Genomic DNA, 25,162 nt, shown 5'->3' with positions numbered 1-25,162 from the left:
GCCCATGGCCACGTTGGTCCTATCTGCCGTCGGAGCATCGCTGGGTTCCGGCTTCGGTGGAACATTGCTGGGCCTTTCCGGGGCAGTGGTTGGTCGTGCAGTCGGTGCGTCGGTGGGACGCGTCATCGACCAGCGCCTGCTGGGGCAGGGCTCGAAGCCGGTCGAGACGGGGCGGATCGACCGCTTGCGCCTTCAGTCGGCAGGCGAAGGCATGCACATCCCAAAGGTCTGGGGTCAGATGCGGGTGCCTGGCCATGTCATCTGGGCGTCGCCGTTGGAGGAAGTGCGCACGTCGCAGGGCGGCGCGGGAAAGGGTGCCCCGCAGCCGCAGGTCACCGAAATCAGTTACACGATGTCGGTCGCGTTGGCGCTCTGCGAAGGTGCGATCAATGGTGTCGGTCGAGTCTGGGCTGACGGAGAGGAAGTCACCGCCGACGACCTCAACATGCGCGTCTATGAAGGCGATGAGAGCCAGCTGCCTGATTCCGCCATTGTTTCGTGGGAAGGAGCAGAGGCCCCGGCCTATCGTGGCATCGCCTACGTCGTGTTGGAAAACCTGAGCCTTGAGCGATGGGGCAACCGCATGCCGCAGTTGTCCTTCGAGGTCACGCGACCGGCCCAGACTGGAGGCGGTGTCAGCCGCGACGTTCGCGCCGTCGCGATGATCCCCGGTACGGGCGAATATGCGTTGGCTACGAGTCGAGTCGAGGCTGACCTTGGTCTTGGTGAGACCGTCGCATTCAATGAGAACACGCCGCTTGGAGGGACGGATTTCTCTGCCTCGCTCAAGGTTCTAGAACGAGAGTTGCCGCGAGCGAAATCGGTATCGCTGGTTGTGTCCTGGTTCGGCGACGATCTGAGGATCGGCCGGTGCGAGGTGAGGCCCAAGGTCGAATACCGGGAGCGTGATGGCGGCAACATGCCGTGGCGGGCAGGCGGAATTGCACGTGAAAGCGCGCGCGAGGTTGCGCGGCGCGATGGTCGACCGATCTATGGCGGCACGCCGGGCGATCAGTCTGTTGTGGAGGCGTTGCGAGCGCTTGCGGCATCCGGACGAAAGGCCGTGTTCTATCCGTTCATTCTGATGGAACAGCAGGAGGGCAACGGTTTGCCGGATCCCTACGGTGGAGGCGAACAGGCGCCCATGCCTTGGCGAGGACGCATCACCACTGAGAAGGCTCCGGGGCAGGCCGGCTCAACCGACGGGAGCGCCGCTGCAGCCGCAGAAGTGGCGCAGTTTTTCGGCACAGCGAAGGTGGAGGATTTTCAGCGTGACGGTACTCGCATTCTATATAGCGGGCCGTCCGAATGGTCGTATCGACGCTTCATTCTACACTACGCCCATCTTTGTGCGGCGGCAGGCGGTGTCGACACCTTCCTGATCGGGTCGGAAATGGTTGGGATGACCCAGATCCGGACGTCGGGCGGACGTTACCCTGCGGTGGCCGCCCTGGTCCGTCTCGCGGCTGATTGCCGTAGAATCCTGGGGCCCGATGTCAAGCTCAGCTACGCTGCGGACTGGTCGGAGTATTTTGGGCACCACCCGGGCGGCGGGGACGTGCGGTTTCACCTCGATCCGCTGTGGGCTGACGCCAATATCGACTTTGTCGGTATCGACAATTACATGCCGCTGTCCGATTGGCGGGATGGAGACGACCATCTCGATGCGCACTGGGGCAGCGTGCGCAATCCGCGTTATCTTGCCGCGAACGTGGCTGGTGGCGAAGGCTACGACTGGTACTACCCATCCGAAGATGACCGCCGGGCGCAGCGCCGTGTATCGATTACCGACGGCGCGCACGATGAGCCTTGGGTCTGGCGGTACAAGGATCTGCGCGGTTGGTGGGGTAACACGCATCACGAGCGGATCGGAGGCGTTCGCAAGTCGACCCCTACTGAATGGGTGCCAGCCTCCAAGCCGTTCTGGTTTACCGAGTATGGCTGCGCGGCACTGGACAAGGCTACCAACCAGCCGAACAAGTTCCTTGATGCATTCAGCTCGGAAAGCGCGTTGCCGCATTTCTCGAACGGGATGCGCGACGACGCCTTGCAAGCTGCCTATCTTGAGGCTGTCAACGCCTATTGGGCCGATCCCGCTAACAATCCGCGGATGGCTGACGGACGAGCGATAGTCGATATGGGGCGTGCCCATGTCTGGTGCTGGGATGCGCGGCCTTACCCCGCATTCCCGCAGCGGCACGACCTGTGGTCCGACGGTCCGGCGTGGGAGCGGGGTCATTGGCTCAACGGTCGTGCAGGCGCGGTCCCGCTGTCAGGTGTTGTAACAGATATTTGCGTCGATGCTGGCGTGACCGAAATTGATGTTACAAGGCTTGAAGGACTCGTTCGCGGTTTCGCGCTCGAGGGTGCCGAGACAGGACGCTCGGCGCTGCAGCCGCTGATGCTTGCCTTCGGCTTCGACGCGATCGAACGGGATGGCATGATCCGCTTTGTGACCCGGTCCGCGCGGGCGATAGCAACCTTGAAGGCGAGCGATCTGGCGCTCTCCGATGACCTGAGCGGGCTGGAGTTGACCCGGGCACCCGAGCCAGAACTCGCGGGGCAGATTCGCCTGACGCATATTGAAGCGGGGGGCGATTACGAAACGACTACGGCAGAGACAATGCTGCCGGACGATGTATCCTCAGTCACGTCCGAGACCGAGTATCCGCTTGCCCTTACGCGCCCGGAAGGTCGTGCAATCGCGCAGCGCTGGCTCGCCGAATCCAGAGTGGCCAGGGATAGTGTTCGCTTTGCGTTACCTCCGTCGCGGGCGCAGTTGGGGGCGGGTGACATCATTCGCTTCGAAGATGGCGTCGCTGAGCATTATCGCTGGCGTATCGACCGAGTTGAAAGGGCCGGTGTTGGTCTGGTCGATGCAGTTAGGGTTGATGATGGAGCCTACCAACCGGCTGAGTCGCTTCTCGAAGTTGCGGGAGGGCCCGCCTATCGTCCGCTGATGCCTGTTTGGGCGACGTTCCTAGATCTGCCACTTCTGCGCGGGGATGAATTGCCGCATGCTCCGTATCTCGCGGCGACGGCGACACCGTGGCAGGGCAGCGTCGCTGCCTTTGCGTCAGTTGATCCAGCAGGCGGCTATGAATACCAAGGCGTTGCAACGCGCTGTGCCGTCGTGGGTGTGACAGAGACCGGCTTACGACGCGCGCGTATCGGTCTGGTGGACCGGGGATCGCCTTTACGCGTTCGTATCAAGGGTGGAAACTTGTCAGCCGCTTCGATGGCGGGCCTGCTGGCTGGCGCCAACGCTATGGCTATCGGTAACGGACAGGGCGGATCTTGGGAAGTTTTCCAGTTCGGAACTGCCACACCTTTGGGTGACGGACGCTGGGAAATCAGCGACAGGCTTCGCGGTCAGGCAGGCACCGATGGGATCATGCCCGAATTGTGGCCGGCTGGTAGCGTCGTCGTCCTTCTAAACAAGGCTGTTGAGCAGATCTCAGTACCGCCTGCCTGGCGTGGGCAAGAACGTTTCTGGCGGATTGGTCCAGCCAAGAAGGCTGCCGATGACCCGAGTTATCGTTCGCTGCCGTTGAGCCTTCGCGGGATCGGCCTGCGGCCCTACGCGCCCTGTCATCTTCGTCTTGATGGGCGTCGCATATCGTGGGTGCGCAGGACCCGCATAGAGGGCGATGGCTGGGAAGGAACCGATGTCCCGCTGGGTGAGAGCCGAGAAGAGTATCTTGTTCGGATTCAGAGCGGTGGCGCGACCGTCCATGAGGCGACCGTCACCCGCCCCGAATATACCATCCCGGAGACGGTCTGGACGGAGACACGGACAACAGGGGCGATCACGATCGCTGTCGCGCAATTGTCCGAGCTTGTGGGTGCCGGGCCGTTCATCAAAGAGGTTTTCTGACCATGTCGATTACTGAAACCAATCGTCTTGCGTTGCCTCTGCTGCAGCCGGCGCAGGCTCAGAAGCACGTCACCGTCAACGAAGCATTGATGCGGATCGACGGACTGACGAATCTGGTGTTGCAAAGCATCAGCGTCGGCGTTCCGCCTGCGGATCCTGAGGATGGTGAATGCTGGGGCGTGCCCGGTGGTGCCACCGGCGCATGGTCAGGCCAAATCGGGCGTATCGCGATTGCGAGTAACGGCGGATGGGTCTTTGTACGGATCACCCGCGGGATGCAGGCGTTCGTGCTGGATCGAGGAGTCAGGGCGATTCACACGGGCACAGCTTGGAGCCTCGGTGCTGCGTCGCTTGGTATGCTCGGTTCCTCGATGCTGGAGGGGATGGAGGAAGCGGAGATCATGGTGAGCGCAGGCGAGACCGTCGCCACGGGAGTTGTTATTCCGGCGGGGGCAATGGTCATCGGGGCGGTCGCAAGGGTTGTAACCGCAATCGGCGGCAGCCTCTCAAGCTGGAAGCTTGGCACGGATGGTGCCGAGGATCGCTTTGGAAGCGGTCTCGGGACGTCGACCGGATCCTGGGCACGTGGAATGCTAGGGCAGCCAATGACCTATTATCAGCCTGCCGAACTTCTGATGACGGCCAGTGCAGGTACGTTTTCTGGCTCGGGAAAGGTCCGGCTTGCGGTACACTGGCTTGAACTCCGCTTGCCATCGGCATGAGCGACGAACGGGTTTTCGTTCAGCCGATTAAAGAGTAAGACGGTACCGACGCAGCTGGGGCGGAACCGCTATGAATCTTCAGACCAAAGCTTCCAGTCAGAGCGCCCCGATCCGTGAGGCGATCTGGAGCCAGGTCCGCGACGAAGCGTCAGAGGCTGTGAGAAACGAACCGCTGCTGGGTGCATTGATCCATGCGGGGTTGCTGCACCATCACAGTCTCGAGGCGGCACTGGCGTATCGGTTTTCGCTCAAGCTTGCCTCGGGCGAGATGAGCGAGCAGATCCTGCGGGAATTGGCCGACCATGCCTATGCGGATTCGCCTGCGCTTGGCGATGCCGCACGAAACGACCTGATGGCAGTCTATGATCGCGATCCTGCGACACACCGTCTGATCCAGCCGCTATTGTTCTATAAGGGTTTTCAGGCGCTACAGGCCTATCGAATCGGCCATTGGCTGTGGACGCACGAGCGGTTCGACATGGCTTACTTCGTGCAGATGCGTTGCTCGGAATGTTTCGGCGTCGATATTCATCCTGCGGCAGGCATCGGCACTGGTGTCATGATTGACCACGCCCATTCCATCGTCATCGGTGAAACGGCTGTGGTCGGCGATGATGTGTCGATGCTGCACTCTGTGACGCTCGGCGGGACCGGTAAGGAAGATGGCGATCGTCATCCGAAGATCGGCAATGGCGTACTGATCGGCGCTGGTGCGAAGGTTCTGGGCAATATCCGGATCGGGCATCATTCGCGCATCGCCGCAGGTTCGGTGGTGCTGCACGAAGTGCCACCCTGCAAGACGGTCGCCGGCGTTCCGGCACGTGTTATAGGCGATGCTGGCTGTTCGGAGCCGGCACATAGCATGAATCAGCTCCTCGGACTGGACGACTACCTCTGAAAGCAGAGGCGCTAAACCAATTCGTCCGCACCGCTTCCTCTGATCTCCTCGAGGCTCATGCGTGTCGATTTAAGCCTCGCATCAAGGCCTTGTGCAATTTTGGTCGCGAGCGAAAATCCGTGGTAGATCAGCGCCGAGTACACTTGAACCGCGCTTGCGCCGGCGCACAACTTGGCCCAAGCCTGATCTACGTTCGCAATGCCGCCGACACCGATCAGCGGCATCTTTCCATTAGTCTCGCGGTACAGTTGCGCCAGAACCCTTGTAGAGCGGTCAAACAGCGGCGCGCCGGACAATCCCCCAGTTTCTGATGCCTGTGGATCCTTCAGACCATTACGCGCGACTGTAGTATTGGTGGCGATGATCCCATCGATCCCTGCCTCAGCCGCGACGGCGGCGATGTCGCGGACGGACGGATCGTCGAGATCGGGCGCGATCTTCAAAAATAGCGCTGGCCGATTGACCAGGTCTCGACGCGCTTCATTCACCTGTGCCAGCAACGCGACCAACGCCTCCGGTTGCTGCAGATCGCGCAGGCGGCCGGTGTTCGGTGAACTGACGTTCACGGTCACGAAGTCAACAGCTCCCCCCGCCTGCCGCACAACTTCCACATAATCCGCAGCACGGTCCGTACTGTCCTTGTTTGCGCCGACGTTCAGGCCGACCGGAACGATGCCGTGCACTCTTGCCGCCAAACGCTGTGCGATGACAGCCACGCCATCATTGTTGAAACCGAAGCGGTTGATGATCGCGCCGTCTGCTGTAAGCCGGAACAGGCGCGGTTTGTCGTTGCCCGATTGCGGACGCGGCGTGGCAGCGCCGACCTCGATGAAGCCGAAGCCCGCACGCCTCAGCGGGGCGATTGCAATCGCGTTCTTGTCGTAACCCGCCGCCAATCCCACCGGATTTGGAAGCTCCATCCCGGCAAGACGCAGACGCAGGCGGTCAGAGGTGAATGGCGCCCTGGGCAGGGGAACGATCCCCATCCGCAGTGCTCGGAGCGACAGATCGTGCGCTCGCTCAGGATCAAGACGGTGGAGAAGATGCAGGCCGGCGCGCTCGATCATCTTCAAAGCAGCGATCCCGCCTGCAGGCTGGCCGTGATCGGCTTGGTCCACGCCACATCCGCCAAGGTCATTGCGCGGTAAAGATGCGGAAACTGCACCCCACCACGTGACACCTCCCATCGTAGGGCCGAGCCCAGCACACCGGAATCGACCGCGACAAGCACAAGATCGTTCTCATCTGAGAAATGCTTGTCCAGTGTCCCTTGAACCTGGTCTGCCCCGGACAGATGAATGAAGCCGTCGCGCTGGTCGTCAGGTGAGCCTTGGGATGCGCCATTGCCGCGCAACTCTTCCCATTCCTCCGATCGAAGAACCTTATAGATCAGCATCGCGCCCTTTCCGCTTTCATCCGGAAACAGCGTTTGACCCCTCAGGGGGGCTGCGTCAATGTATCGGCGTCTTTCAAACCTGATCGAGAGGTGTCCCGATGCTGAACCGTCTCCTTGCCACAACGGCATTCATCGCGCTTGGCGCTGGCGCGGCACAAGCCGAGATGGTGCTGCACATCCTGCACACCAACGATCTGCATAGCCGGATCGAGCCGATCAACGCCTACGACAGTACCTGCGATCAGGAGACGCTGGACGCGGGCGAGTGTTTCGGCGGCGTCGCGCGGGTCGCGGCCAAGGTCAAGGAACTGCGCGACCAGATCACGGCCGAGGGCGGCAACGTCATCGTGTTGGACGCGGGTGATCAGTATCAGGGCAGCTTGTTCTACACGACCTACAAGGGCAAGGACACGGCCGAGTTCATGACCGCAATCGGCTACGACGCGATGGCGGTCGGCAACCATGAATTCGACGACGGGCCCGAGGGTTTGGACGTTCTGCTGGAGGGTGTCGAATTTCCGGTGACATCAGGCAACCTCGATCTGTCGCAATCGAACATCCTCAACGACAAGGTCGCGGACACCGTGACGCTCGATGTTGGCGGCGAGAAGATCGGCATCGTATCGGCGCTGGCAATGGACACGCCGGAGACGGCGTCGCCTGGTCCTAATGTCATCTTCATGGACGACATGGACAGCCTGAAGGCGGACGTTCAGGCGCTGACCGATGAAGGCGTGAACAAGATCGTCGCGCTGACCCATGTCGGATACCTGCGTGATCAGGAATACGCTGCCGAGGTTGCCGGGCTCGACGCGATCATTGGCGGTCACTCGCACACGCTGCTGGGGGACATGGACGGCGCGGAAGGTGCTTACCCGACCATGGTGGCGGGGCCCGACGGGTCCGAGGTTCCGATTGCGACCGCCTATGCCTATTCCAAATATCTCGGCCATCTGGTCCTGACCTTCGATGACGACGGCAATCTGACCAGTGCCGAGGGTGAGCCGATCCTTCTGGACAATTCGGTGCCTGAGGACGAGGCGATCAAGGCTCGTGTCGCCGAGATGGCTGCCCCGATCGAAGAACTCAGGCAGAAGGTCGTGGCCGAAACTGCGGCCCCGATCGATGGCGACCGCGCGAATTGCCGGGCAAAGGAATGCGAGATGGGGGTGTTGGTCGCCGACGCGATGCTGGCGAGAGTCGCCGATCAGGGCATGAGCATAGCGATTACCAATGGCGGCGGACTGCGTTCATCAATTGATGCGGGTCCGGTCACGATGGGTGAGGTTTACAGTGTCCTTCCGTTCCAGAACACGCTTGCCACGTTCCAGCTAAAGGGGGCCGACGTCGTCACGGCACTTGAAAACGGTGCCAGTCAGTATGAAGAGGCCGCCGGTCGCTTCGCTCAGGTTGCCGGGCTGAAATATACGGTCGATCCTGCGGCCGAGGTCGGAAGCCGGATCAGCGACGTGATGGTGATGGACGGGGGAGACTGGGCGCCGATCGATCCCGAGGCGACCTACGGTGTCGTCTCGAACAACTACATGCGCGGCGGCGGCGACGGTTATGACGTGTTCGCGGCAAATGCCCAGAATGCCTACGATTTCGGCCCGGATCTGGCAGAGGTCGTGGCCGATTACCTGGCTCAGCAAGGTGCAGACTACACACCCAAACTGGACGATCGCATCACCGTCAAATGACGCGTTGAGCATCCGGATCCGTCGCGCACCATCCGGTGACGCGGCGGATTCACGTCAGATAGCGAGCGTGTCGCACAGCGCCTTGCCGTTCTTTCGGTGACGCTCGGCCAGTTGCCGGCCTTCGCGACCCTTCAGGAATCGGCGGGCACCTTCGGGGCGAAAGTCGGGATCGGACAGGTGCGGAAACAACGCGACAATCTCGCGCCGCGCGGAGTCCCCCACTGCTTCCAGAGCCTGCGCCCCGGTGAAGAGGCTTTCGGTCCAGGCTCCGTTTGACAGCACCAGTTCATGGCCGTCGAAGAGCATGTGGAAGTAGGTCACACCATCATCGGGGACGATCACCTCGATCCCCGGCATCCCAACCAGATGCTTGGCAGCCACCAATATTTCGACCTCGCCAAACATCCGCTGGGTTATGGCCGAGCGGACCAGTACCCGATGTTGAGGGGATAGGATCAGATCGGCAAAGGGCAGTCTGTGGCCAAGCGCACCCGCCGCGATGCGGATCGGCCGCAGGTTTGGCTGCAGGTCAAGCCGCGCGGCGTCGACCCTGGTTCCGCCGATCCACGACAGCCAGCGCATGCCGTTGTCCCGTGTCCGGATCATGTCACCCACACGCAACTGCTCGACCGGTCGCGGACCGAACAGCGTGTCGATCAACGTGCCTGCTGCAAAGCAATCCACCGCGCTGGGATAGGAATAGCTAAGTCCATAGTTTGTGCTGGAGTACTGGTCGCGGCCTGCATAGGTGAAGGTACGCGCTGGATCAAACTGAGGAAAGACTGGCTTACCATCGGCACCCAGCTTCACGGTCCCATCTGCATTCTTCACCGGCCGCGGGAATACCAGAACCGACGTCTTGCCGCCAATCTCGGACGGGGTCAGCCCCGTCCCGATGCGCGGAAAGGTGACAAGAAACTCGTTACCTGCATCGTCGCGAATGATCGAATTGAAGGCGTAGTTCAGTTGCGTCCCGGCCGCGATGGTCGTGGCGTTGCCGCCCGATCCGAAGGTTGCCGACTCAACCAGCCTCTGTTCGGTTTCAGTTACGGCAAGCTGGACGTTTTCCAGCTTGCCGTCGCTGTCACTCACGGTGATCGTGGACAGCTTCGCGTCAGGCATTGTGATCCTGCTGGCATTGAACCAGGGTTCGTACCGGCCGGGTGACGAACTTCCGGTCGGAACGGGGGTGCTGATCGTGAGCACCAGGATCTTGTAGTCCAACACTGCCCTCCACGGCCGATACGCCACGCAAACACGGGACTTTGTCCCTGATTTTGCACAGAGAATTACGGGTGGAATGGTTAAGGGTTCGTTAACTTCACGTGTCGCGCGCGATTAAATTGCGACTGCGCGCCAAATGGCGTCGTCAGGCGCTGCCGGTACCACGTTCGCGATAGGGTGTGCTGCCATATTGGGCGCGATAGCATTTCGAAAAGTGCGACGGACTGGAAAAGCCGCAGGCCAACGCAATCTCGATGATCGACAATTCGGTCTGCATCAGCAGCTTGCGCGCCCGGCCCAGCCTCGTCTCCATGTAATATCGCTTCGGGCTGCGTTTCAGATAGCGACGGAACAGGCGTTCCAGTTGTCGCGTGGACATGCCGGCATCGGCCGCAAGCTGCGCTGGGCTGATCGGCTCCTCCAGGTTCGCTTCCATTCGTGCGATAACCTCCGTCAGGCGCGGATGACGGACGCCGATCCGGGTCGGGATCGACAGCCGCTGGTCGTCTTGCCCGGTGCGGATGCCGGTATGGAGCAGTTGATCGGCCACCTCTGTCGCCAGCGGATCGCCGTGATCCTCGGCGATCAGGTGCAGCATCAGGTCGATGGCCGACGTTCCACCGGCAGCCGTGATCCGGTTCCCGTCATCCACGAAGACCGAGCGGAAAAGGTCGACCTCGGGAAACTCTTCGGCGAAGCCATCATGATATTCCCAATGGATCGTCGCCTTTCGCCCGTCCAGCAGTCCGGCCTTCGCCAGGACCCATGCCCCGGTGCAGAATGCGCCCATCCCACCCGCGCCCCGTGCCATGCGTCGCAGAAAGGCCAGCACCGGCTTCGTCGCTTCGGCCGCGACCTCGATCCCACCGCAGACGATGACGAATTCATGTCCGCGCGGCTCGACATCCAGCCCCCCGTCCAGGATCAAGCGCGCGCCGTTCGAACAGGTCGCGGACTCGCCACCGGGACCAACCAGCCGCCATTCGTAAAGCGTTCGGCCTGCGGCGCGGTTTGCCAACCGCAAAGGCTCGATGGCCGAGGCAAACGGCATCATCGTGAAGCGATTCAGCAGCACGAAGGTGTACAGGGTCGGCTTCTCGGAACTCATCTTGCGGTCCATCGCAGGTCGTTGCGGCAGATCAGCAGGGAATTCGCGCCGCGGCAAGGGGGCGCGGGCTTTTCCTTCGCCCGCCAAAACCTTATAGAAGGCCGATCATTCGAACCCGAGGACAGCGCCATGACGCAAGCGAACCGCCAAAGCACCGCCGGCCAGACCTGGGACAAGGCCGGCTGGCGCGCCTATCCGCGCGTCCAGATGCCGGACTATACGGACGAGACCGCGCTGAAAGCGGTCGAGGCGCAACTGTCCCGGTTCCCGCCGCTGGTTTTTGCAGGCGAGGCCCGCCGCCTGCGGGATGAACTGGCAGAGGTCGCACAAGGTCGTGCCTTCCTGCTGCAGGGTGGCGATTGCGCCGAAAGCTTCGCCGAATTCTCGGCTGACAATATCCGCGACACGTTCAAGGTCATGCTTCAGATGGCCGTCGTGCTGACCTGGGGTGCGCAGCTGCCCGTCGTCAAGGTCGGCCGCGTCGCGGGCCAGTTCGCGAAGCCGCGCAGCGCACCGACCGAGACTGTCGGCGGGACCGAACTGCCCAGCTACCGTGGCGATATCATCAACGGTTTCGACTTCACCGCCGAGGCCCGTATCCCCGATCCCCAGCGGATGCTGGCGGCCTATACGCAGGCGGCCGCGTCTTTGAACCTTCTGAGGGCGTTCTCGACCGGCGGCTACGCCGACATGCATCGTGTCCAAAGCTGGATCGCCGATTTCGTCGGCGGACCCGAGGCCGCGAAATACCGCGACATCGCGGGCCGGATCAGTGACACGATGGCCTTCATGCAGGCCGCCGGTGTGACATCGGAAACCGCGCATGAACTGGGCAAGGTCGACTTCTACACCAGCCATGAAGCGCTGCTTCTGGAGTATGAAGAGGCGCTGGCACGCACCGATTCCACCACCGGTCTGCCAGTTGCGGGGTCGGGCCACATGATCTGGATCGGCGATCGCACCCGTCAGCCTGACGGCGCTCATGTGGAATTCTGTCGCGGCGTCCAGAACCCGATCGGCCTGAAATGCGGCCCCTCGACAACCGAGGACGACCTCAAGGTGCTGATGGCCAAGCTGAACCCCGACAACGCGGCCGGCCGGTTGACTCTGATCGCGCGCTTCGGTGCGGGAAAGGTCGGCGATCACATGCCGCGCCTGATCAAGACCGTTCAGTCCGAAGGCGCGAACGTCGTCTGGTCCTGCGACCCGATGCACGGCAACACGATCAAGTCGGCTTCTGGCTACAAGACCCGTCCGTTCGACTCGGTTCTGCGCGAGGTGCGAGAGTTCTTCGCGGTCCACAAGGCCGAGGGCACGATCCCCGGTGGCGTCCATTTCGAGATGACCGGCCGCGATGTGACCGAATGCACCGGCGGCGTCCGTGCTGTCACGGACGAGGACCTGTCTGACCGCTATCACACGGCCTGCGACCCCCGCCTGAACGCAAGCCAGTCGCTGGAACTGGCCTTCCTCGTGGCCGAGGAACTGCGCGACCGCCGCCAGAACGGCGGCGCCATGCCCCAAGTCCGGGCTGGGTAGAAGCAAACGACACGAACACGGAATGCGGTCGGCCCCTAGGCAGGCCGCTTTTTACTTCCACCTCCGGTGCACCCAGAACCACTGGTCGGGGTGACGGCGGACCAGCGTCTCGAGATCGTCGTTCAACGACTGCATCATGGCTATCGCATCGGCATGGGCGACAGGCGCGCCGGCATGGACGCGGAAGCTCAATCCGTCAGGCTGGCGGATGCCATGGATTGGCAGAATCAATGCGTCGTGACGCAGGGCCAGCTCTGCGGGTGTCAGGACCGTGCGGGCGGGTTGGCCGAAGAACGACAGATGCGGGGCGTGCCGATCGTGCTGATCGAACCCCAACGCCATCCAGCCGCCGCCGCGCAGAAACCGGATCATGGCGGTCAGACCGCTTCGCCCACGCGGGAATACCGGCTCGGCGATGGCGGTTATGGCGGGCACGTAATGGGCGTTGAACGCCTCGTTGTTCATCGGCCGGTACAAGGCGCCGACCGGCCAGCCCCGTGCCGACAAGGCAGCCCGCATCGCGTCGTAATTCCCGAAATGCGCACAGGCGAGGATGACCGGACGACCCGCCTCGAACGCTTCTTCCAGTGCAGGCAGGCCCGGACCTTCCAGAGGATCGGCCTCGCGAATGCGCGCTGAAAAGGCCTCTCCGGCATAGATCTCGGCCATCGACCGTCCGGCATTGTCCGGCACCGCGCGGGTCAGCCGCGCGACCTCGGAATCGGGCAGGTCGGGCCATGCCAGCGCCAGATTGTCGTGGATACGTCGCCGCCATCCCGCGACCGGTGCGACCACCTGCGCAAAGAACCAACCGACTGCCGGAATCCGACGGTCATAGGGCAGCATCCCGGCCAGCCGCATGACCCCGAGGAAAAGTCCGCTGGCCAGCCGGTCGCGCAAGGGGACCTTTTCCTCTGGCGCGTCGCTCATGGGGCCAGCCGCGCCGTGCGCGCCTCTCTGGACCAGACATAGATGCCAGCGACCACGATGATCGTGGCGCCAGTGATGGTCCAGCCATCGGGGATTTGCCCGAAAAACATCCATCCCCAGAGACCTGCCCAAATCAGCCCCGTGTAGCCGAAGGGCGCGACCGCGCCCGCTTCGGCCAGCGAAAAGGCGCGGATCAGCATTGCCTGGCTGCCCGCGCCAAGGCAACCGATCAGCAGGAACGCCCACAGGTGCTGCCAGGCGACAGGCTGCCAGACGAAGGGCACGACGCAGCTTGCGATGATGGTGCCGAAGATCGTCGACCACAGCAGCGAGGTTGCGGTGCTGTCCGTTCGGACGATCCGCGTCAGCAGTGCGCCCGCCGCATAGGTGAAGGCGCCGATCAGCGGTAGAATCGCTGCGGGTTGAAAGACACCGAGGCCGGGCCGGATGATCATCAGCGCCCCCGCCAGCGCCGCCGCGATTCCCAAGATGCGACGAATGCCGATCTTCTCGCCCAGAAATAGGGCGGCGCCCAGGGTGATCAGAACGGGATTGAGATCCATGACCGCCGTGGCCTCGGCGAGGCCGATATGCTGCAGCGCGCTGAAGAACAGCCCGACCGACGCGATCTGCGTCAGGCAACGCAGGAACTGCATCCCTGGCTGACGCGTCTTCAGGTGCCCGGGAAGCCTAGTGCGAAAGACCAGCGCCAGCAGCACCATGTTGCCCGCGAAGCGCGCCCAGACGACCTGTGCGGGGTGATAGGTCTGGGTCAGATACTTGGCCGTCGCGTCCATCAGCGTGAAGGTGAAGATCGCGGCCAGAAGAAGCAGGATCCCCAGCGTCTGGCTGTCGGGTGGCGTGCGAAGCCCGTCACGCTCGCGCCCCATCAGCGCGAAGGCGCGGGGCAGGGCACGCATCAGGCCGCGCCCCGTATGGGGGCGCAGGCCCTTGTCTTCAGGCTATCCCCGCCAAGGGCGGACCGGCGGTTCACAGCAGCGCCTTGGCCTTTTCAACCACGGCTTCAGCGGTGATGCCGAAATGCTTGTAGAGATCCTTCGCCGGGGCCGATCCGCCAAAACCCGTCATGCCGACGAAGTCCGAGCGCTCCTCGCGGCCGCGCTCGCCCAGCAGCAGCCAGTCCCAGGGCTGGCGGATGGCCGCCTCGACCGCGATGCGGACCGTGTCGCCGGGCAGAACCTGACGGCGGTATTCCGGATCCTGTTCGCGAAACAGCTCCATCGAGGGGACCGAGACGACGCGAGTCGGCGTGCCCTCGGCCTCAAGTGTCTCGCGCGCGGCGACTGCGATCTCGACCTCGGACCCGGTGGCCATCAGGACGACCTTCGGCTCTGCAGAGGCTTCGCGCAGCACATAGGCGCCCTTCATCGACAGGTTTTCATCACCCGCTTCGTTGCGCAACGTCGGCAGGTTCTGCCGCGACAGCGCCAAGACGCTGGGCGTGCTTTCGCGCGACAGCGCGATTTCCCAGGCTTCCGCGGTTTCGACCTGATCACAGGGCCGCAGCATCAGTGTGTTCGGCGTCGCCCGGCAGATCGCCAGATGTTCGACAGGTTGGTGGGTCGGACCATCCTCGCCCAGCCCGATGCTGTCATGCGTCATGACGTAGACCGTCGGCACGCCCATCAGCGCCGACAGCCGCATCGCGCCACGTGCGTAATCGGTGAAGCACATGAAGGTGCCACCGTAAGGGCGGAAGCCCCCATGCAGCACGATCCCGTTCATCGCCGCCGCCATGCCGTGTTCGCGGATGCCGTAGTTGATGTAGCGTCCGGTCCGGTTCTCCGGGCTGAAGATGCCCAGATCCTTGGTGAAGGTGTTGTTCGACCCGGTCAGGTCGGCTGAGCCGCCGAAGTTTTCCGGCATCTCGGGGTTCAGCACCTCCAGCGTGTTCTCGCTGGCCTTGCGGGTCGCAACCTTGGGCGCACCGGCGATGGTCTGTTCCTTCAACGCGTGGATCGTCGGCGCTAGATGGGGACTGACCTTGTTGCCGATGCGGCGGGTGAACTCCGCACGTTCATCATCGCCGAGCGCATCGACGCGGGCGGACCATGCCTCACGCGTGTCGCGACCCTTGGCGCCGATCGCACGCCAGGCGTCGGCGACATCGTGGGGAATGGTGAAGGGCGAGTGGTTCCAGCCGAAGGCCACGCGCGTCGCCGCGATCTCGTCACCGCCCAGGGGAGAGCCGTGTGCCTTATGGCTGTCGGCCTTGGTCGGGGCGCCGAATCCGATGATGGTCTTGCAGGCCACGAACACCGGGCGGCCATCGTCCTTTTTGGCCTCGGTCAGCGCGCGGTCGATATCCTTTGCATCATGACCGTCGCATTCCAGAACCCGCCAGCCCGACGCTTCGAACCGCGCCTTCTGATCAGTCTTGTCGGACAGCGACACGCGGCCGTCGATGGTGATGTTGTTGTCATCCCACATCACGATCAGCCGGCCCAGTTCCTGACGCCCGGCAAGGCCGATCGCCTCCTGGCTGATCCCCTCCATCAGGCAGCCATCGCCCGCGATGACCCAGGTGCGATGGTCGCACAGGTCCGATCCGAACTCGGCGCGCATCGCCTCTTCGGCGATCGCCATGCCAACGGCGGTGGCCAGACCCTGACCCAGCGGTCCCGTCGTCGTCTCGATCCCGGCAGCGTGGCCGTACTCGGGATGGCCCGCGGTGATCGCGCCGAGCTGGCGGAAATTCTTCAGCTGCTCGATCGTCATGTCTTCATAGCCGGTCAGATGAAGCAGCGAATACAGCAGCATCGAGCCGTGGCCTGCCGACAGGACGAAGCGGTCGCGATCGAACCAGTCGGGCGTGCTGGCGTCGAATTTCAGGTGGTTGCGAAACAAGACCGTCGCCACGTCGGCCATGCCCATCGGCATACCCGGATGACCCGAATTGGCCTGCTCAACGGCGTCCATCGCCAGCGCGCGGATCGCGGTCGCGAGGTTCCACATATCGGGGTCGGCAGCCGTGCGGCGATCGGCGATGTCCATGATAGGTCCTCCGGGGCGTATGCTGATGGAAAGCGTTGCGGTCCTGATAGGTTCGGGCGCGCGCGGTTGCAAGCGTATGGGGGCGGGGCTACGCTGCCTTCGGCCGCATCCAAGGCCGACCGCCCTTTCGCCCCGATCCGATGGGGAGTGTTCTTGCCCGCCGACCCGGTCCCCCAATCTTCCATTGCAGGCTTCCGTCAGGATCGTATCGGGGCCCGGATCGTCGGTCTGCTGAATGTGCTGCGGCTTGAACGGGACTTCGGTGCCAAGGCGCAATTTTTGTGGCTGGCCGAGCCTCACGGACCCTATCCCGAACTGGCCGACCCGCGCGATTTTCTCGACGCGGATTTCGTTGACCGCCACATCACGCTGATCGGCGAGCGTGCCGACCTGTCGGCGCGCCGCAACCTGATGGCCGAGGCCGCGCGGATGGACAGGGCGCATTTTAAAGACGCCTTGGCGAAGGGCGCGCTTTTTCACAGCGACGCGGCCTTCGGCATTTTGCGCATGATCGACGAAAGCCCGGATGAGGTGCGCGCGTCCGTCGCCCGCATCACCGCCGACCTGCCGCTTGCCCCGCGGCTTGCAGCCGCGCTCGATCGGGCGCGCGAACGGCTGGCACAGCACTGGGGCGGCACCGCACCGCTGGCGATCCACGTCCGGCGCGGCGATCTGCTGGACGGACTGCCCTGGTCGCTAAGTTCCTGGCCGGCGAAGTATGTCCCGGACGAATTCTTTCGGGCCTGGGTCGCCAGCCATGACGGCCCGGTCATCGCCTTCAGCGATACGCCCGCGGCGATCGCCCATCTGGCGCAGGGTAACCCACGCATCGTGCCGGTCGGCGATCTTCTGGATGATGCGGGAATGCTGCCTGCGCAACGCGATGTGCTGGACCTGATGCTGATGGCAGGCTGCACACGGGTCGGCGCGCCGTCGGGCAGCGCCTTTTCCCGCGCGGCCGAGATTGTCGGCCTCGCCACGGTGGACAGTCTGCCCGCCGATCTGCCGACCGATCTGCGGGAGGCTGCGCATGACGCGCTGCTTGATCGCGCCCTGTCTCGGCCTGACAGCTTCTTCGCGCCCGGTGACCTTGCACAATCGCTGCAATACGCTGCACCCCATGCGGTTGCCGCGGGTCGGGCGGGGGATGTCATGGCGAGTTTTGCGGCGCAGGAGACGCTGTGTGCTGCCCATCCCTTCGTGCGCCGACTTCTGGCCGCGACGGCGATGTCGGATGGCGACCATGAGGCTGCGATGACGCAGGTAAGGCTGGCACTGGAGGACCCGCGCCTGCAGCGACGTGATCGGCTGCAATGCCAGCATGTCAAGACGATGGCCGACCTTGTGAATCTTTCCGACGACGATCCACGCATCGACGCGGCCTTCCTGTCGGAGATCTTCCTGCCACGCAATTACGGCAGGCCTTTTTTGCCGCAGCTTGCCGCCCGCGCCCTTGGACGGACGGGCAGGGCCGGACAGGCCCTGCTGCTGCCGGTACGGCTGGCGAAAGGTCTGTCCGCGCCAGCGCCGGCCGACGAGCCCCGTTCGACACAGCCTGATCTACTGCCCGAATGGTGCTATCTTTCAGACTGGGAGGAATTGCTGCCCAACGACCGTGCCCGTCAGTCGTTGCGGTTATCACCCGGGCTGAATGGCAAGTTGAGCCATGTCGGCTGCGGGGCAGAGATGATCGAGGCGATCACTGCCGACCAATCCGTGTCGACCCTCACCAGCGCGGACGGCGACCGCGTCGGGTTGCACGCCGCCTGCCTGTCGCTTCACGGTCGCTACCGCAGGGCTCTCGAATTGCTGCACTGGCTCGATCGGCAACAGCCGGGTGATGTGCTGACGCTGAAACGCATTGCAGACACCTGCTTTCGCATCGGAAACCTGCAGGCGGGAATGGAGACACTGGACCGCGCGCTGGCGCTCGACCGCGAAAACCCGCTGATGCAATTGTCGAAAGCGCGTCGGATGGCCCAGCAGCGAAGACCCAAGCCGGCGCTGTTTCACTTGTCACGCGCCGAAGGGCTTTGGCCCGGGCTCGATCTGATGGCGCAGCAGCGCAAGCTGGTCGAGCGCGCCTTAACGCGGCCCCGAAAGACGTGATCAGTCCGCCTCGATCGCCGGTTGTGCGGCCCGTCGCGTCAGCGGTCGAATGCGAAGCCGGGTTATGCGGTTGTCCCGCCGCGACAGAACCTCGAACCGGAACCCATGGAAGCTGAACACCTGACCCTGTTCGGGGATCGACTGTGCCATGTGGATCACAAGCCCCGCGACTGTATTCGCTTCGTCATCCGGCAGCGACCAGTCTAGCGCGCGGTTCAGGTCGCGGATCGTCATGCCGCCGTCGACGGTATAATCGCCCTGCGCGTTTGGGGTCAGCGTCTGGTCGGCCTCGGTGTCGTGTTCGTCGGCGATCTCGCCCACGATCTCTTCCAGAATGTCTTCCAGCGTGATCAGTCCGCGCAGGCTGCCATATTCGTCGACGACCAGCGCGAAATGCGCGCGGCGGTCGAGGAATTCGCGCATCTGTTCGTCCAGCGCGGTGGTGTCGGGCACGAAATAAGGCTGCATCGCGACCGACATCAGGTCGAAATGCGCCAAACCCGGTTCGTCCCCCGCATCACGGAAGGCGCGGTTGACGGCGCGCAGCAGATCTTTGGCGTGGATGACGCCGACGACGTTCTCGCGCTCTCCCTTGAAAACCGGCAGCCGGGTATGCGGGCTGGCCAGCACCGCCTCGATCAGCGCGTCGGGCGCCAGATCGGCGTCGATCATCTGGATTTCCGATCGATGCAGCATGATCTCCTCGACCGTGCGTTCACCCAGATCCAGCGCGCCCAGCAGACGGTCGCGATCCTCTTTCTGAACAGCGCCCGTCGCGTGGCCGATGGACAGCGCGCCCGCGATTTCTTCGTGGACGCTGAACAGATGACCGCCCGGCGCGGTTTCGTGTCCCAGAACCGCCATCAGACCGCGCACGATCACCCGGATCACCGCGACGATCGGGGTCAGCACGACGACGATGATGCGGATCGGTCGCGCGACCAGCCGTGCCACGTCTTCGGGCGCCGAAATGGCGTAGGTTTTGGGCATCACCTCGGAAAAGATCAGCACCAGCACGGTCATCACCAGCGTGGCCAGGGCAACGCCGCTGCTGCCGAAGGCCTGGGTGAACAGCGCGGTGGCAAGGCTTGCCGACAGGATGTTGACGACGTTGTTCCCCAGAAGGATCGACCCGATCAGCCTTTCGCTGTCTTCGGTCAGCGCAAGGGCCGCCGCCGCCCCGCCGTCGCCTCGGTCGGCGCGCGCGCGCAACTTGGCGCGGCTCGACCCGGTCAACGCGGTCTCTGACCCGGAAAAGAACGCAGAGGCCATCAGCAGGATGAGGATCGCGGCGCAGGTCAGCCAGTAGGTCACGGTCATGGGGTTCGCATCAATCTCGGGTTGGGGTTTGAGCCAGCGGATGGTGCTTCAGCACCAGATCGCGCATCCGTTCGTCAAGGACATGAGTGTAGATCTCGGTCGTGCCCAGATCGGCATGGCCGAGCAGCGTCTGGATCGCGCGAAGATCGGCGCCGCCTTCCAGCAGATGCGTGGCGAAGGCATGACGGATGACATGCGGGCTGACGCGCGCCGGATCGATCCCGGCGGCAGCGGCGATGTCGGACAGCAAGCGGCCGAAGCTTTGACGGGGCAGGTGGCCCGCCGCACCGGGGGCAGGAAACAGCCAGCGCGCGCCGCGGCCCGCGACCAGGCGCCCCAGCGGGCTGTCGTCCGCGGCGCCGTCGCGATGGGCGATCCAGTCCCGCAGTGCAGCGCGGGCGGGTTCGGTCAGCGGCACCATCCGGTCCTTGTCGCCCTTGCCACGGATCATCAGCATCTGCGGATTGCCACGGCAGGTCGCCACGGCCAGCGAGACCAGTTCGGACACCCGCATTCCCGTCGCATAAAGCAACTCGATCAGACACGTCGTCCGGGCACGATCGGTGGCGGTCCGGCCGACGGAGGGGGCTGCCCCGAGCATCGCCGACACCTCGTCGCGCGACAGCGTCTTGGGCAATCGCTGTGCGCGCCCCGGACCGCTGATGCGGATTGCGGGGTCGGTGTCTCGCCAGCCCTCTTCCAGCGCGAAGCGGCTGAACTGGCGGATCGAGGACAGGCGCCGCGCGCGAGTGGCGCGGGACAGACCCTCTGCGTCGCAGGCGGTCAGGTAATCCTCGATCCGTTCGCGCGTCAGATCGCGCAGGCAGCCGCCCTGTCCCGCGACCCAACCGGCGAAGTCGCGCAGGTCGCGCCCATAGGCCAGCAACGTGTTGCGCGCGGCGCCAGACTCGGCCGCCTGTGCGTCGAGAAAGGCGGATATGTCCGACGCGTCGCCCATCAGTTCCGTGCCGACTGGATCGCCGACATCATCTGCGGCGCAAGGCGCAGCTGCGTCTCGGCCAAATCTGCGTCGCGCCCAAGCCCGAGGGCGCGCAGCATCGCGATGCCGTTCGCAGCGCGCGCCTCGTCTCCGTCGAGGCCGGCATCGACATCGGCCATCGCGGAAAGCAGGGCCTCACCCAACCGGCTCTTCGGCATCTGGGGCGCGTTTTCGACGCTCGGCAAGGGTTTGCCCGGCAGATCGGCCGGCCTGGTCAGACCCTGCCAGGCGGCCAGCCAGCCAGCGATTTCGGCGCCGCGCCCCGCGCTTTGCTGGGACAGCGGTTCCACCTCGGCCCCGATCAGGGTCGCCAGAACACCCCCCATCCCCGCCGATGCGAAGGCGTCGAAAGCCGCAGGCAGGGCCGACAGCGGATCGCCACCTGCGAGCGCCGTCTCATAGGCCTGCAGCGTCGCCGCGCGATCCCAGACACCGCCGGACGCGGCAGGCTGCTGTTCGGCATAGATGCGTCGCAACCGGTCGGGCGGGATCGCACCTTGACGGGCCAACCGCTCTGCCGCCTCGATCCGTGCCTTCCAGCCACCATTGTCGCGCAGATCGGAATGCGCGAAGGCCAGTGGCAGCGATGCGGTCGGCAGGGGCTGGCCGATCGCCTCGTGCATGCGGAAATCCAGTGGTGTGACCGGGTCGGGCGGGTCCAGCGTTTCGCCCCGATCGACGTATGAATCGTCAAGGAAATGGTGCAGCAGCGTCACCCGCTCTGGCTCGATCAAATTCAGTGCCTCGGCCCCGTGCATGGTCAGCGCCGCAGCCGACCAGTCGCCGGAATGGGCAAGGCAGAAGATGCGTGCCCCGATGCTGGGCGCGATGCCCGGCGTGCGGTCCATCAGGTCGCAGGCCTGCGATTCGTTGCCCTGCAGCAGCGCGATATCGAACAGCCGCCGGAACGCCTCGGGCGCCGCTGTCCCCGCCGCGTGGAGCAGTGCCCGGGCCGAGGACAGATGCCCTGTCGCCAGCAAGCGGTCGACGCGCGCAAGGAAGAACGCGCCCCGTGTCGCATCCGTCGCAGCAGGCGGCGATGATTGGACCAGCAGCAACCGCTGCATCAGCGCATCCATCGCGGGCAGTCGGGTCGGAGTCTGGGCAATCAGCCTTGCGACGTCTTCGGCCTGACTGCCATTCCACAGATCGTCGGGCAGCGCGGCGTCGGCCGCGCCAAGCGTGCCGCTGGTATCGGGATCGGGACGATCAAGACGGCTGACCGCGACGTCACCCACGGCGCCGCTTTCGGCAACGGGATCGATCGTGCGTCCGGGCAGCGTCGGGGGTGGTCGTGTTCCTGGCCGCCAAGCCGAGCTTTCGCGCGGCGGGTTTCGGACAGACCCCGACAGCCAGTCGCTGGCCGACAGCGGCTCTTGCGCCTGTGCCGAGCCGGCTATGCCGATCAGGAAGGGCAGTGCCAGCGTGCGCCGGGCTCGCTCAATCACGCAGTCCCTCCAGCTGGACCGGGTTGCGCGTCTCCTGCGGGTCGGCGTCCATGTCGCCCAGATAGGCATAGCCCACAAGGCCGATCGCGGTGAGGATCACCAACACCAGAAGAAGCTTCAGAATCCGCATGATTCGTCCTTGAACTGCTCGATCATTCTCCGGTCTTCGGCCGGTCGGGGTCGAATATATATGGCAATCGCAGAAAGATCACGCCATTCAAGCCAACGGGATAAGGGCGCCCCTTGCGAATGGGTGCCACACGCAAGGGAGAGCGTCGCAAGGTGGATCGGCACATCGTCCTGGTGGGCATGATGGGCGCGGGCAAGACCGCGATCGGGGCAGAGCTTGCGCGACGCCTGCACGTTCCATTCACCGATTCCGACGCCGAAATCGAGATCGCGGCAGCCATGTCGATCCGCGAGATATTCGAGCGCGATGGCGAGGCGTTCTTCCGTGCGCGCGAGACGCAGGTGCTGACCCGTCTGCTGGCGGGGCGCCCGCGCGTCATCTCGACCGGCGGCGGGGCGTGGATCCGTGCAGAAAATCGCGATCTGATCTCGCACCGTGCCATGTCGGTCTGGCTCGATTGCGATCTTGATACGCTGTGGCACCGGGTCAAACAGCGCCCGACGCGGCCGCTTCTGCAGACCGAGGACCCGCGCGGCACGCTTGCCCGCCTGCTGGAGCAGCGGGCGCCGATCTATGGTCTGGCGGACCTGACCTTCAAGGGCCGGTCCAGCGACACGGTAGAGGCGTCGGCGACACGGCTTGCCACGCAGATTGCGGAAGCCGCGCCCAAGATGCTGGAGAAAAGATGAGCGATACCTCGACGGTTCACGTTGCGCTTGGCGAACGGGCTTATGATGTGCGGATCGGTCGCGGTCTTCTGGCGCGCGCGGGTTCCGAGATCGCGCCGATGCTGCGCCGAAAGCGCGTCGCGATCCTGACCGACGAGACCGTCGCGTCGTATCATCTGCGCCCGTTGCAAGACGCCTTCGCCGCCGAGGGTATCGCTTCAGAGGCGCTTGCATTGCCCGCCGGCGAAGCGACGAAGGGCTGGCCGCAATTGACCCGCGCCGTCGAATGGCTGCTGGAACAACGGATCGAGCGCAGCGATATCGTCGTCGCCCTTGGTGGCGGCGTCATCGGTGATCTTGCAGGCTTTGCCGCCGCGATTCTGCGCCGCGGGGTGCGCTTCGTGCAGATCCCGACAACGCTGCTGGCGCAGGTGGATTCATCCGTCGGTGGCAAGACCGGGATCAACAGCCCGCATGGCAAGAACCTGATCGGCGCATTCCATCAGCCGTCACTGGTTCTGGCCGACATCGACGTTCTGTCCACCTTGCCCGACCGCGATTTCCGCGCCGGTTACGGGGAAGTCATGAAATACGGGCTACTGGGCGACGCGTCGTTTTTCGGCTGGCTCGAAGCTAACGGTCCGCGCCTGCGCGACGATCCGCAGGCGTTGCAGCACGCGGTCGCCCATTCTGTCGCCATGAAGGCCCGCATCGTCGAGCGCGACGAGACCGAGCAAGGGGAGCGCGCGCATCTGAACCTGGGTCACACGTTCGGTCATGCGCTGGAAGCCGCGACCGGCTATTCCGATCGCCTGCTGCACGGTGAAGGCGTGGCGATCGGTTGCGCGCTGGCCTTCGATCTGTCGGCACGGATGGGGCTTTGCCCGCAGGAGGATCCGACCCGCGTCGCGGCACATCTTGCGGCGATGGGGATGCCCGCGCGCTTGGCTGACATCCCGGGTGATCTGCCCGACAACCGGGCCCTTATCGCGCTGATGGGGCAGGACAAGAAGGTCGTGGACGGCCGGCTGCGTTTCGTGTTGGCGCGTCGGATCGGCGAGGCCTTCGTCAACGACGACGTGGCACTTGATAGTCTGGATCAGGTTTTATCCGAAGCGCGTTGATTCGACAGGGCTTTCAATAGAAGGTCGAGCGCGTGCTCGACGGTCTTTGCCCGGACGTTCGACCGGCCCAAGGCGCCGAATTCGACTGTCTCGACCATTACTCCAGTCGGTCCGGCAAGCCCGAAGCAGACGCGTCCTTCGGGCTTGTGTTCGGAACCGCCCGGGCCAGCGATGCCCGTCACGGCGACGGCGAAATCCGCTGTGGAACGTTTCAGCGCGCCCGACGCCATCTCGGCCGCGATCTCTTCGCTGACCGCGCCATGGACGTCCAGGGTGGCTTGGCTGACGCCCAGCATCTGGATCTTGGCGGCGTTGGAATATGTGACAAAACCACGATCCACCACGTCCGACGATCCGGCGATGTCGGTCAACGCCGCCACGATCAATCCGCCCGTGCAGCTTTCCGCGGTGGCGATCATCGCCCCGGCGCGGCGTGCGGCGTCCAAGACCTCGGCCGCAAGGCTCATCGCATCAGCCCGTGATACAGCCCGGCCAGCACCACAGAGGTCAGGCCCGCGAAGAGCCCGGCCCACAGATCGTCCAGCATCAGCCCGACCGGATCGCCCCGCCTGTCGGCAGAACCGACGAGCCAGGGCTTCCAGATGTCGAACAGGCGAAACATCAGGAACGGCACCACGAAAGCAGGCCAGGCAGACATAATCGGAACGCCGTGGCGTGCCAGCGGGATCATCGTGAAGCAAAGCGCGAGCCATTGGCCTGCGACCTCGTCGATCACGATTTCGCCCGGGTCAGGTTCGGTCGAGTCGACCAGGGCCAGCGGAACGGCCCAGAAGCCCAGCATCGTCACTAGCAGAAAGGCCAGGGGCAGCAGATAGGCGCCCCCCGCACGGTACAGCAGGACAGCCAGGATCGTCGCCGCCAGCGAGCCCCAGGTGCCAGGTGCCGGATGCAGGCGGCCGATCCCAAAGAACGTCACGATGAGGGTGATCATGC

At 64.1% G+C, this 25,162-nt stretch carries 21 protein-coding genes; 8 read left to right on the top strand and 13 right to left on the bottom strand.

Features of this window, described 5'->3' with window-relative positions:
• Window positions 1-4: 4 nt before the first annotated feature.
• The 3 genes from MLD63_RS15805 (at window position 5) to cysE (ending at window position 5,497) form a co-directional block, all read left to right on the top strand.
• A complete protein-coding gene (locus MLD63_RS15805) occupies window positions 5-3,877 on the top strand; it encodes a baseplate multidomain protein megatron (protein ID WP_255330882.1) in 3,873 nt (1,290 codons plus the stop codon).
• A gap of 2 nt (window positions 3,878-3,879) precedes the next feature.
• A complete protein-coding gene (locus MLD63_RS15800) occupies window positions 3,880-4,599 on the top strand; it encodes a DUF2793 domain-containing protein (RefSeq protein ID WP_255330881.1) in 720 nt (239 codons plus the stop codon).
• Window positions 4,600-4,669: 70 nt separating this feature from the next.
• Window positions 4,670-5,497, top strand: coding sequence for a serine O-acetyltransferase (gene cysE / locus MLD63_RS15795; protein ID WP_255330880.1), 828 nt, complete (start codon window positions 4,670-4,672; stop codon window positions 5,495-5,497).
• 11 nt (window positions 5,498-5,508) lie between these two features.
• Here the strand turns inward: cysE and MLD63_RS15790 are convergent, their stop codons facing one another.
• Both MLD63_RS15790 and MLD63_RS15785 read right to left on the bottom strand, forming a co-directional pair.
• Window positions 5,509-6,570, bottom strand: coding sequence for a quinone-dependent dihydroorotate dehydrogenase (locus MLD63_RS15790; protein ID WP_255330879.1), 1,062 nt, complete (start codon window positions 6,568-6,570; stop codon window positions 5,509-5,511).
• Window positions 6,567-6,893 carry a DUF952 domain-containing protein gene (locus MLD63_RS15785; RefSeq protein WP_255330878.1) on the bottom strand — a complete coding sequence of 109 codons (327 nt, stop codon included), beginning with the start codon at window positions 6,891-6,893 and terminating at the stop codon, window positions 6,567-6,569. Before MLD63_RS15785 ends, MLD63_RS15790 begins: the two co-directional genes overlap by 4 nt.
• A gap of 98 nt (window positions 6,894-6,991) precedes the next feature.
• Between MLD63_RS15785 and MLD63_RS15780 the strand changes: the two genes are divergently transcribed.
• Window positions 6,992-8,593, top strand: a complete 1,602-nt coding sequence (locus MLD63_RS15780; RefSeq protein WP_255330877.1) for a bifunctional metallophosphatase/5'-nucleotidase — start codon at window positions 6,992-6,994, stop codon at window positions 8,591-8,593.
• A gap of 54 nt (window positions 8,594-8,647) precedes the next feature.
• On the opposite strand, the gene MLD63_RS15775 is transcribed toward MLD63_RS15780, so the two are convergent.
• A complete protein-coding gene (locus MLD63_RS15775; protein ID WP_255330876.1) occupies window positions 8,648-9,817 on the bottom strand; it encodes a Hint domain-containing protein in 1,170 nt (389 codons plus the stop codon).
• Between the two features lie 145 nt (window positions 9,818-9,962).
• Window positions 9,963-10,925 carry a GlxA family transcriptional regulator gene (locus tag MLD63_RS15770; protein ID WP_255330875.1) on the bottom strand — a complete coding sequence of 321 codons (963 nt, stop codon included), beginning with the start codon at window positions 10,923-10,925 and terminating at the stop codon, window positions 9,963-9,965.
• Between the two features lie 129 nt (window positions 10,926-11,054).
• On the opposite strand from MLD63_RS15770, the gene MLD63_RS15765 reads away from it, so the two are divergent.
• A complete protein-coding gene (locus MLD63_RS15765) occupies window positions 11,055-12,464 on the top strand; it encodes a class II 3-deoxy-7-phosphoheptulonate synthase (RefSeq protein WP_255330874.1) in 1,410 nt (469 codons plus the stop codon).
• A 51-nt stretch (window positions 12,465-12,515) separates the two neighbouring features.
• Here the strand turns inward: MLD63_RS15765 and MLD63_RS15760 are convergent, their stop codons facing one another.
• The 3 genes from MLD63_RS15760 to tkt form a co-directional block, all read right to left on the bottom strand.
• Window positions 12,516-13,394, bottom strand: a complete 879-nt coding sequence (locus MLD63_RS15760; RefSeq protein ID WP_255330873.1) for a lysophospholipid acyltransferase family protein — start codon at window positions 13,392-13,394, stop codon at window positions 12,516-12,518.
• Entirely contained in the window at window positions 13,391-14,314 is a 924-nt protein-coding gene (locus tag MLD63_RS15755; protein ID WP_255330872.1) for a DMT family transporter, read from the bottom strand. Before MLD63_RS15755 ends, MLD63_RS15760 begins: the two co-directional genes overlap by 4 nt.
• A 70-nt stretch (window positions 14,315-14,384) precedes the next feature.
• Window positions 14,385-16,409 carry a transketolase gene (tkt, locus tag MLD63_RS15750; RefSeq protein ID WP_255330871.1) on the bottom strand — a complete coding sequence of 675 codons (2,025 nt, stop codon included), beginning with the start codon at window positions 16,407-16,409 and terminating at the stop codon, window positions 14,385-14,387.
• 153 nt (window positions 16,410-16,562) lie between these two features.
• Between tkt and MLD63_RS15745 the strand changes: the two genes are divergently transcribed.
• Window positions 16,563-18,518, top strand: coding sequence for a hypothetical protein (locus MLD63_RS15745; RefSeq protein ID WP_255330870.1), 1,956 nt, complete (start codon window positions 16,563-16,565; stop codon window positions 18,516-18,518).
• On the opposite strand, the gene MLD63_RS15740 is transcribed toward MLD63_RS15745, so the two are convergent.
• Genes MLD63_RS15740 through MLD63_RS15725 form a run of 4 tightly spaced genes read right to left on the bottom strand, consistent with a single transcriptional unit; the run spans window position 18,519 to window position 22,416 of the window.
• Window positions 18,519-19,838: an HlyC/CorC family transporter gene (locus MLD63_RS15740; protein ID WP_255330869.1), complete on the bottom strand. Its 1,320-nt coding sequence runs from the start codon at window positions 19,836-19,838 to the stop codon at window positions 18,519-18,521.
• Window positions 19,839-19,848: 10 nt separating this feature from the next.
• Window positions 19,849-20,796, bottom strand: coding sequence for a site-specific tyrosine recombinase XerD (locus MLD63_RS15735; RefSeq protein WP_255330868.1), 948 nt, complete (start codon window positions 20,794-20,796; stop codon window positions 19,849-19,851).
• Complete coding sequence (locus tag MLD63_RS15730) at window positions 20,796-22,286, bottom strand: hypothetical protein (protein ID WP_255330867.1); 1,491 nt, start codon at window positions 22,284-22,286, stop codon at window positions 20,796-20,798. The genes MLD63_RS15735 and MLD63_RS15730 overlap by 1 nt, the downstream gene beginning before the upstream one ends.
• Window positions 22,279-22,416, bottom strand: a complete 138-nt coding sequence (locus MLD63_RS15725) for a hypothetical protein (RefSeq protein WP_255330866.1) — start codon at window positions 22,414-22,416, stop codon at window positions 22,279-22,281. The genes MLD63_RS15730 and MLD63_RS15725 overlap by 8 nt, the downstream gene beginning before the upstream one ends.
• Window positions 22,417-22,535: 119 nt before the next feature.
• On the opposite strand from MLD63_RS15725, the gene MLD63_RS15720 reads away from it, so the two are divergent.
• Both MLD63_RS15720 and aroB read left to right on the top strand, forming a co-directional pair.
• A complete protein-coding gene (locus tag MLD63_RS15720; protein ID WP_255330865.1) occupies window positions 22,536-23,105 on the top strand; it encodes a shikimate kinase in 570 nt (189 codons plus the stop codon).
• Window positions 23,102-24,208: a 3-dehydroquinate synthase gene (gene aroB, locus MLD63_RS15715; RefSeq protein WP_255330864.1), complete on the top strand. Its 1,107-nt coding sequence runs from the start codon at window positions 23,102-23,104 to the stop codon at window positions 24,206-24,208. The genes MLD63_RS15720 and aroB overlap by 4 nt, the downstream gene beginning before the upstream one ends.
• Here the strand turns inward: aroB and MLD63_RS15710 are convergent.
• Window positions 24,184-24,675: a CinA family protein gene (locus MLD63_RS15710; protein WP_255330863.1), complete on the bottom strand. Its 492-nt coding sequence runs from the start codon at window positions 24,673-24,675 to the stop codon at window positions 24,184-24,186. The two genes, aroB and MLD63_RS15710, sit on opposite strands and share 25 nt — an antisense overlap.
• The gene (locus tag MLD63_RS15705; protein ID WP_255330862.1) at window positions 24,672-25,160 is read right to left on the bottom strand and encodes a phosphatidylglycerophosphatase A family protein; all 489 of its coding nucleotides are present in this window, start codon (window positions 25,158-25,160) and stop codon (window positions 24,672-24,674) included. Before MLD63_RS15705 ends, MLD63_RS15710 begins: the two co-directional genes overlap by 4 nt.
• Window positions 25,161-25,162 lie beyond the last annotated feature (2 nt).

Origin of the sequence: Paracoccus albicereus (assembly GCF_024359525.1) — a bacterium.
GTDB lineage: Bacteria > Pseudomonadota > Alphaproteobacteria > Rhodobacterales > Rhodobacteraceae > Paracoccus > Paracoccus albicereus.
This window is presented reverse-complemented; position numbering and strand designations above follow the sequence as displayed.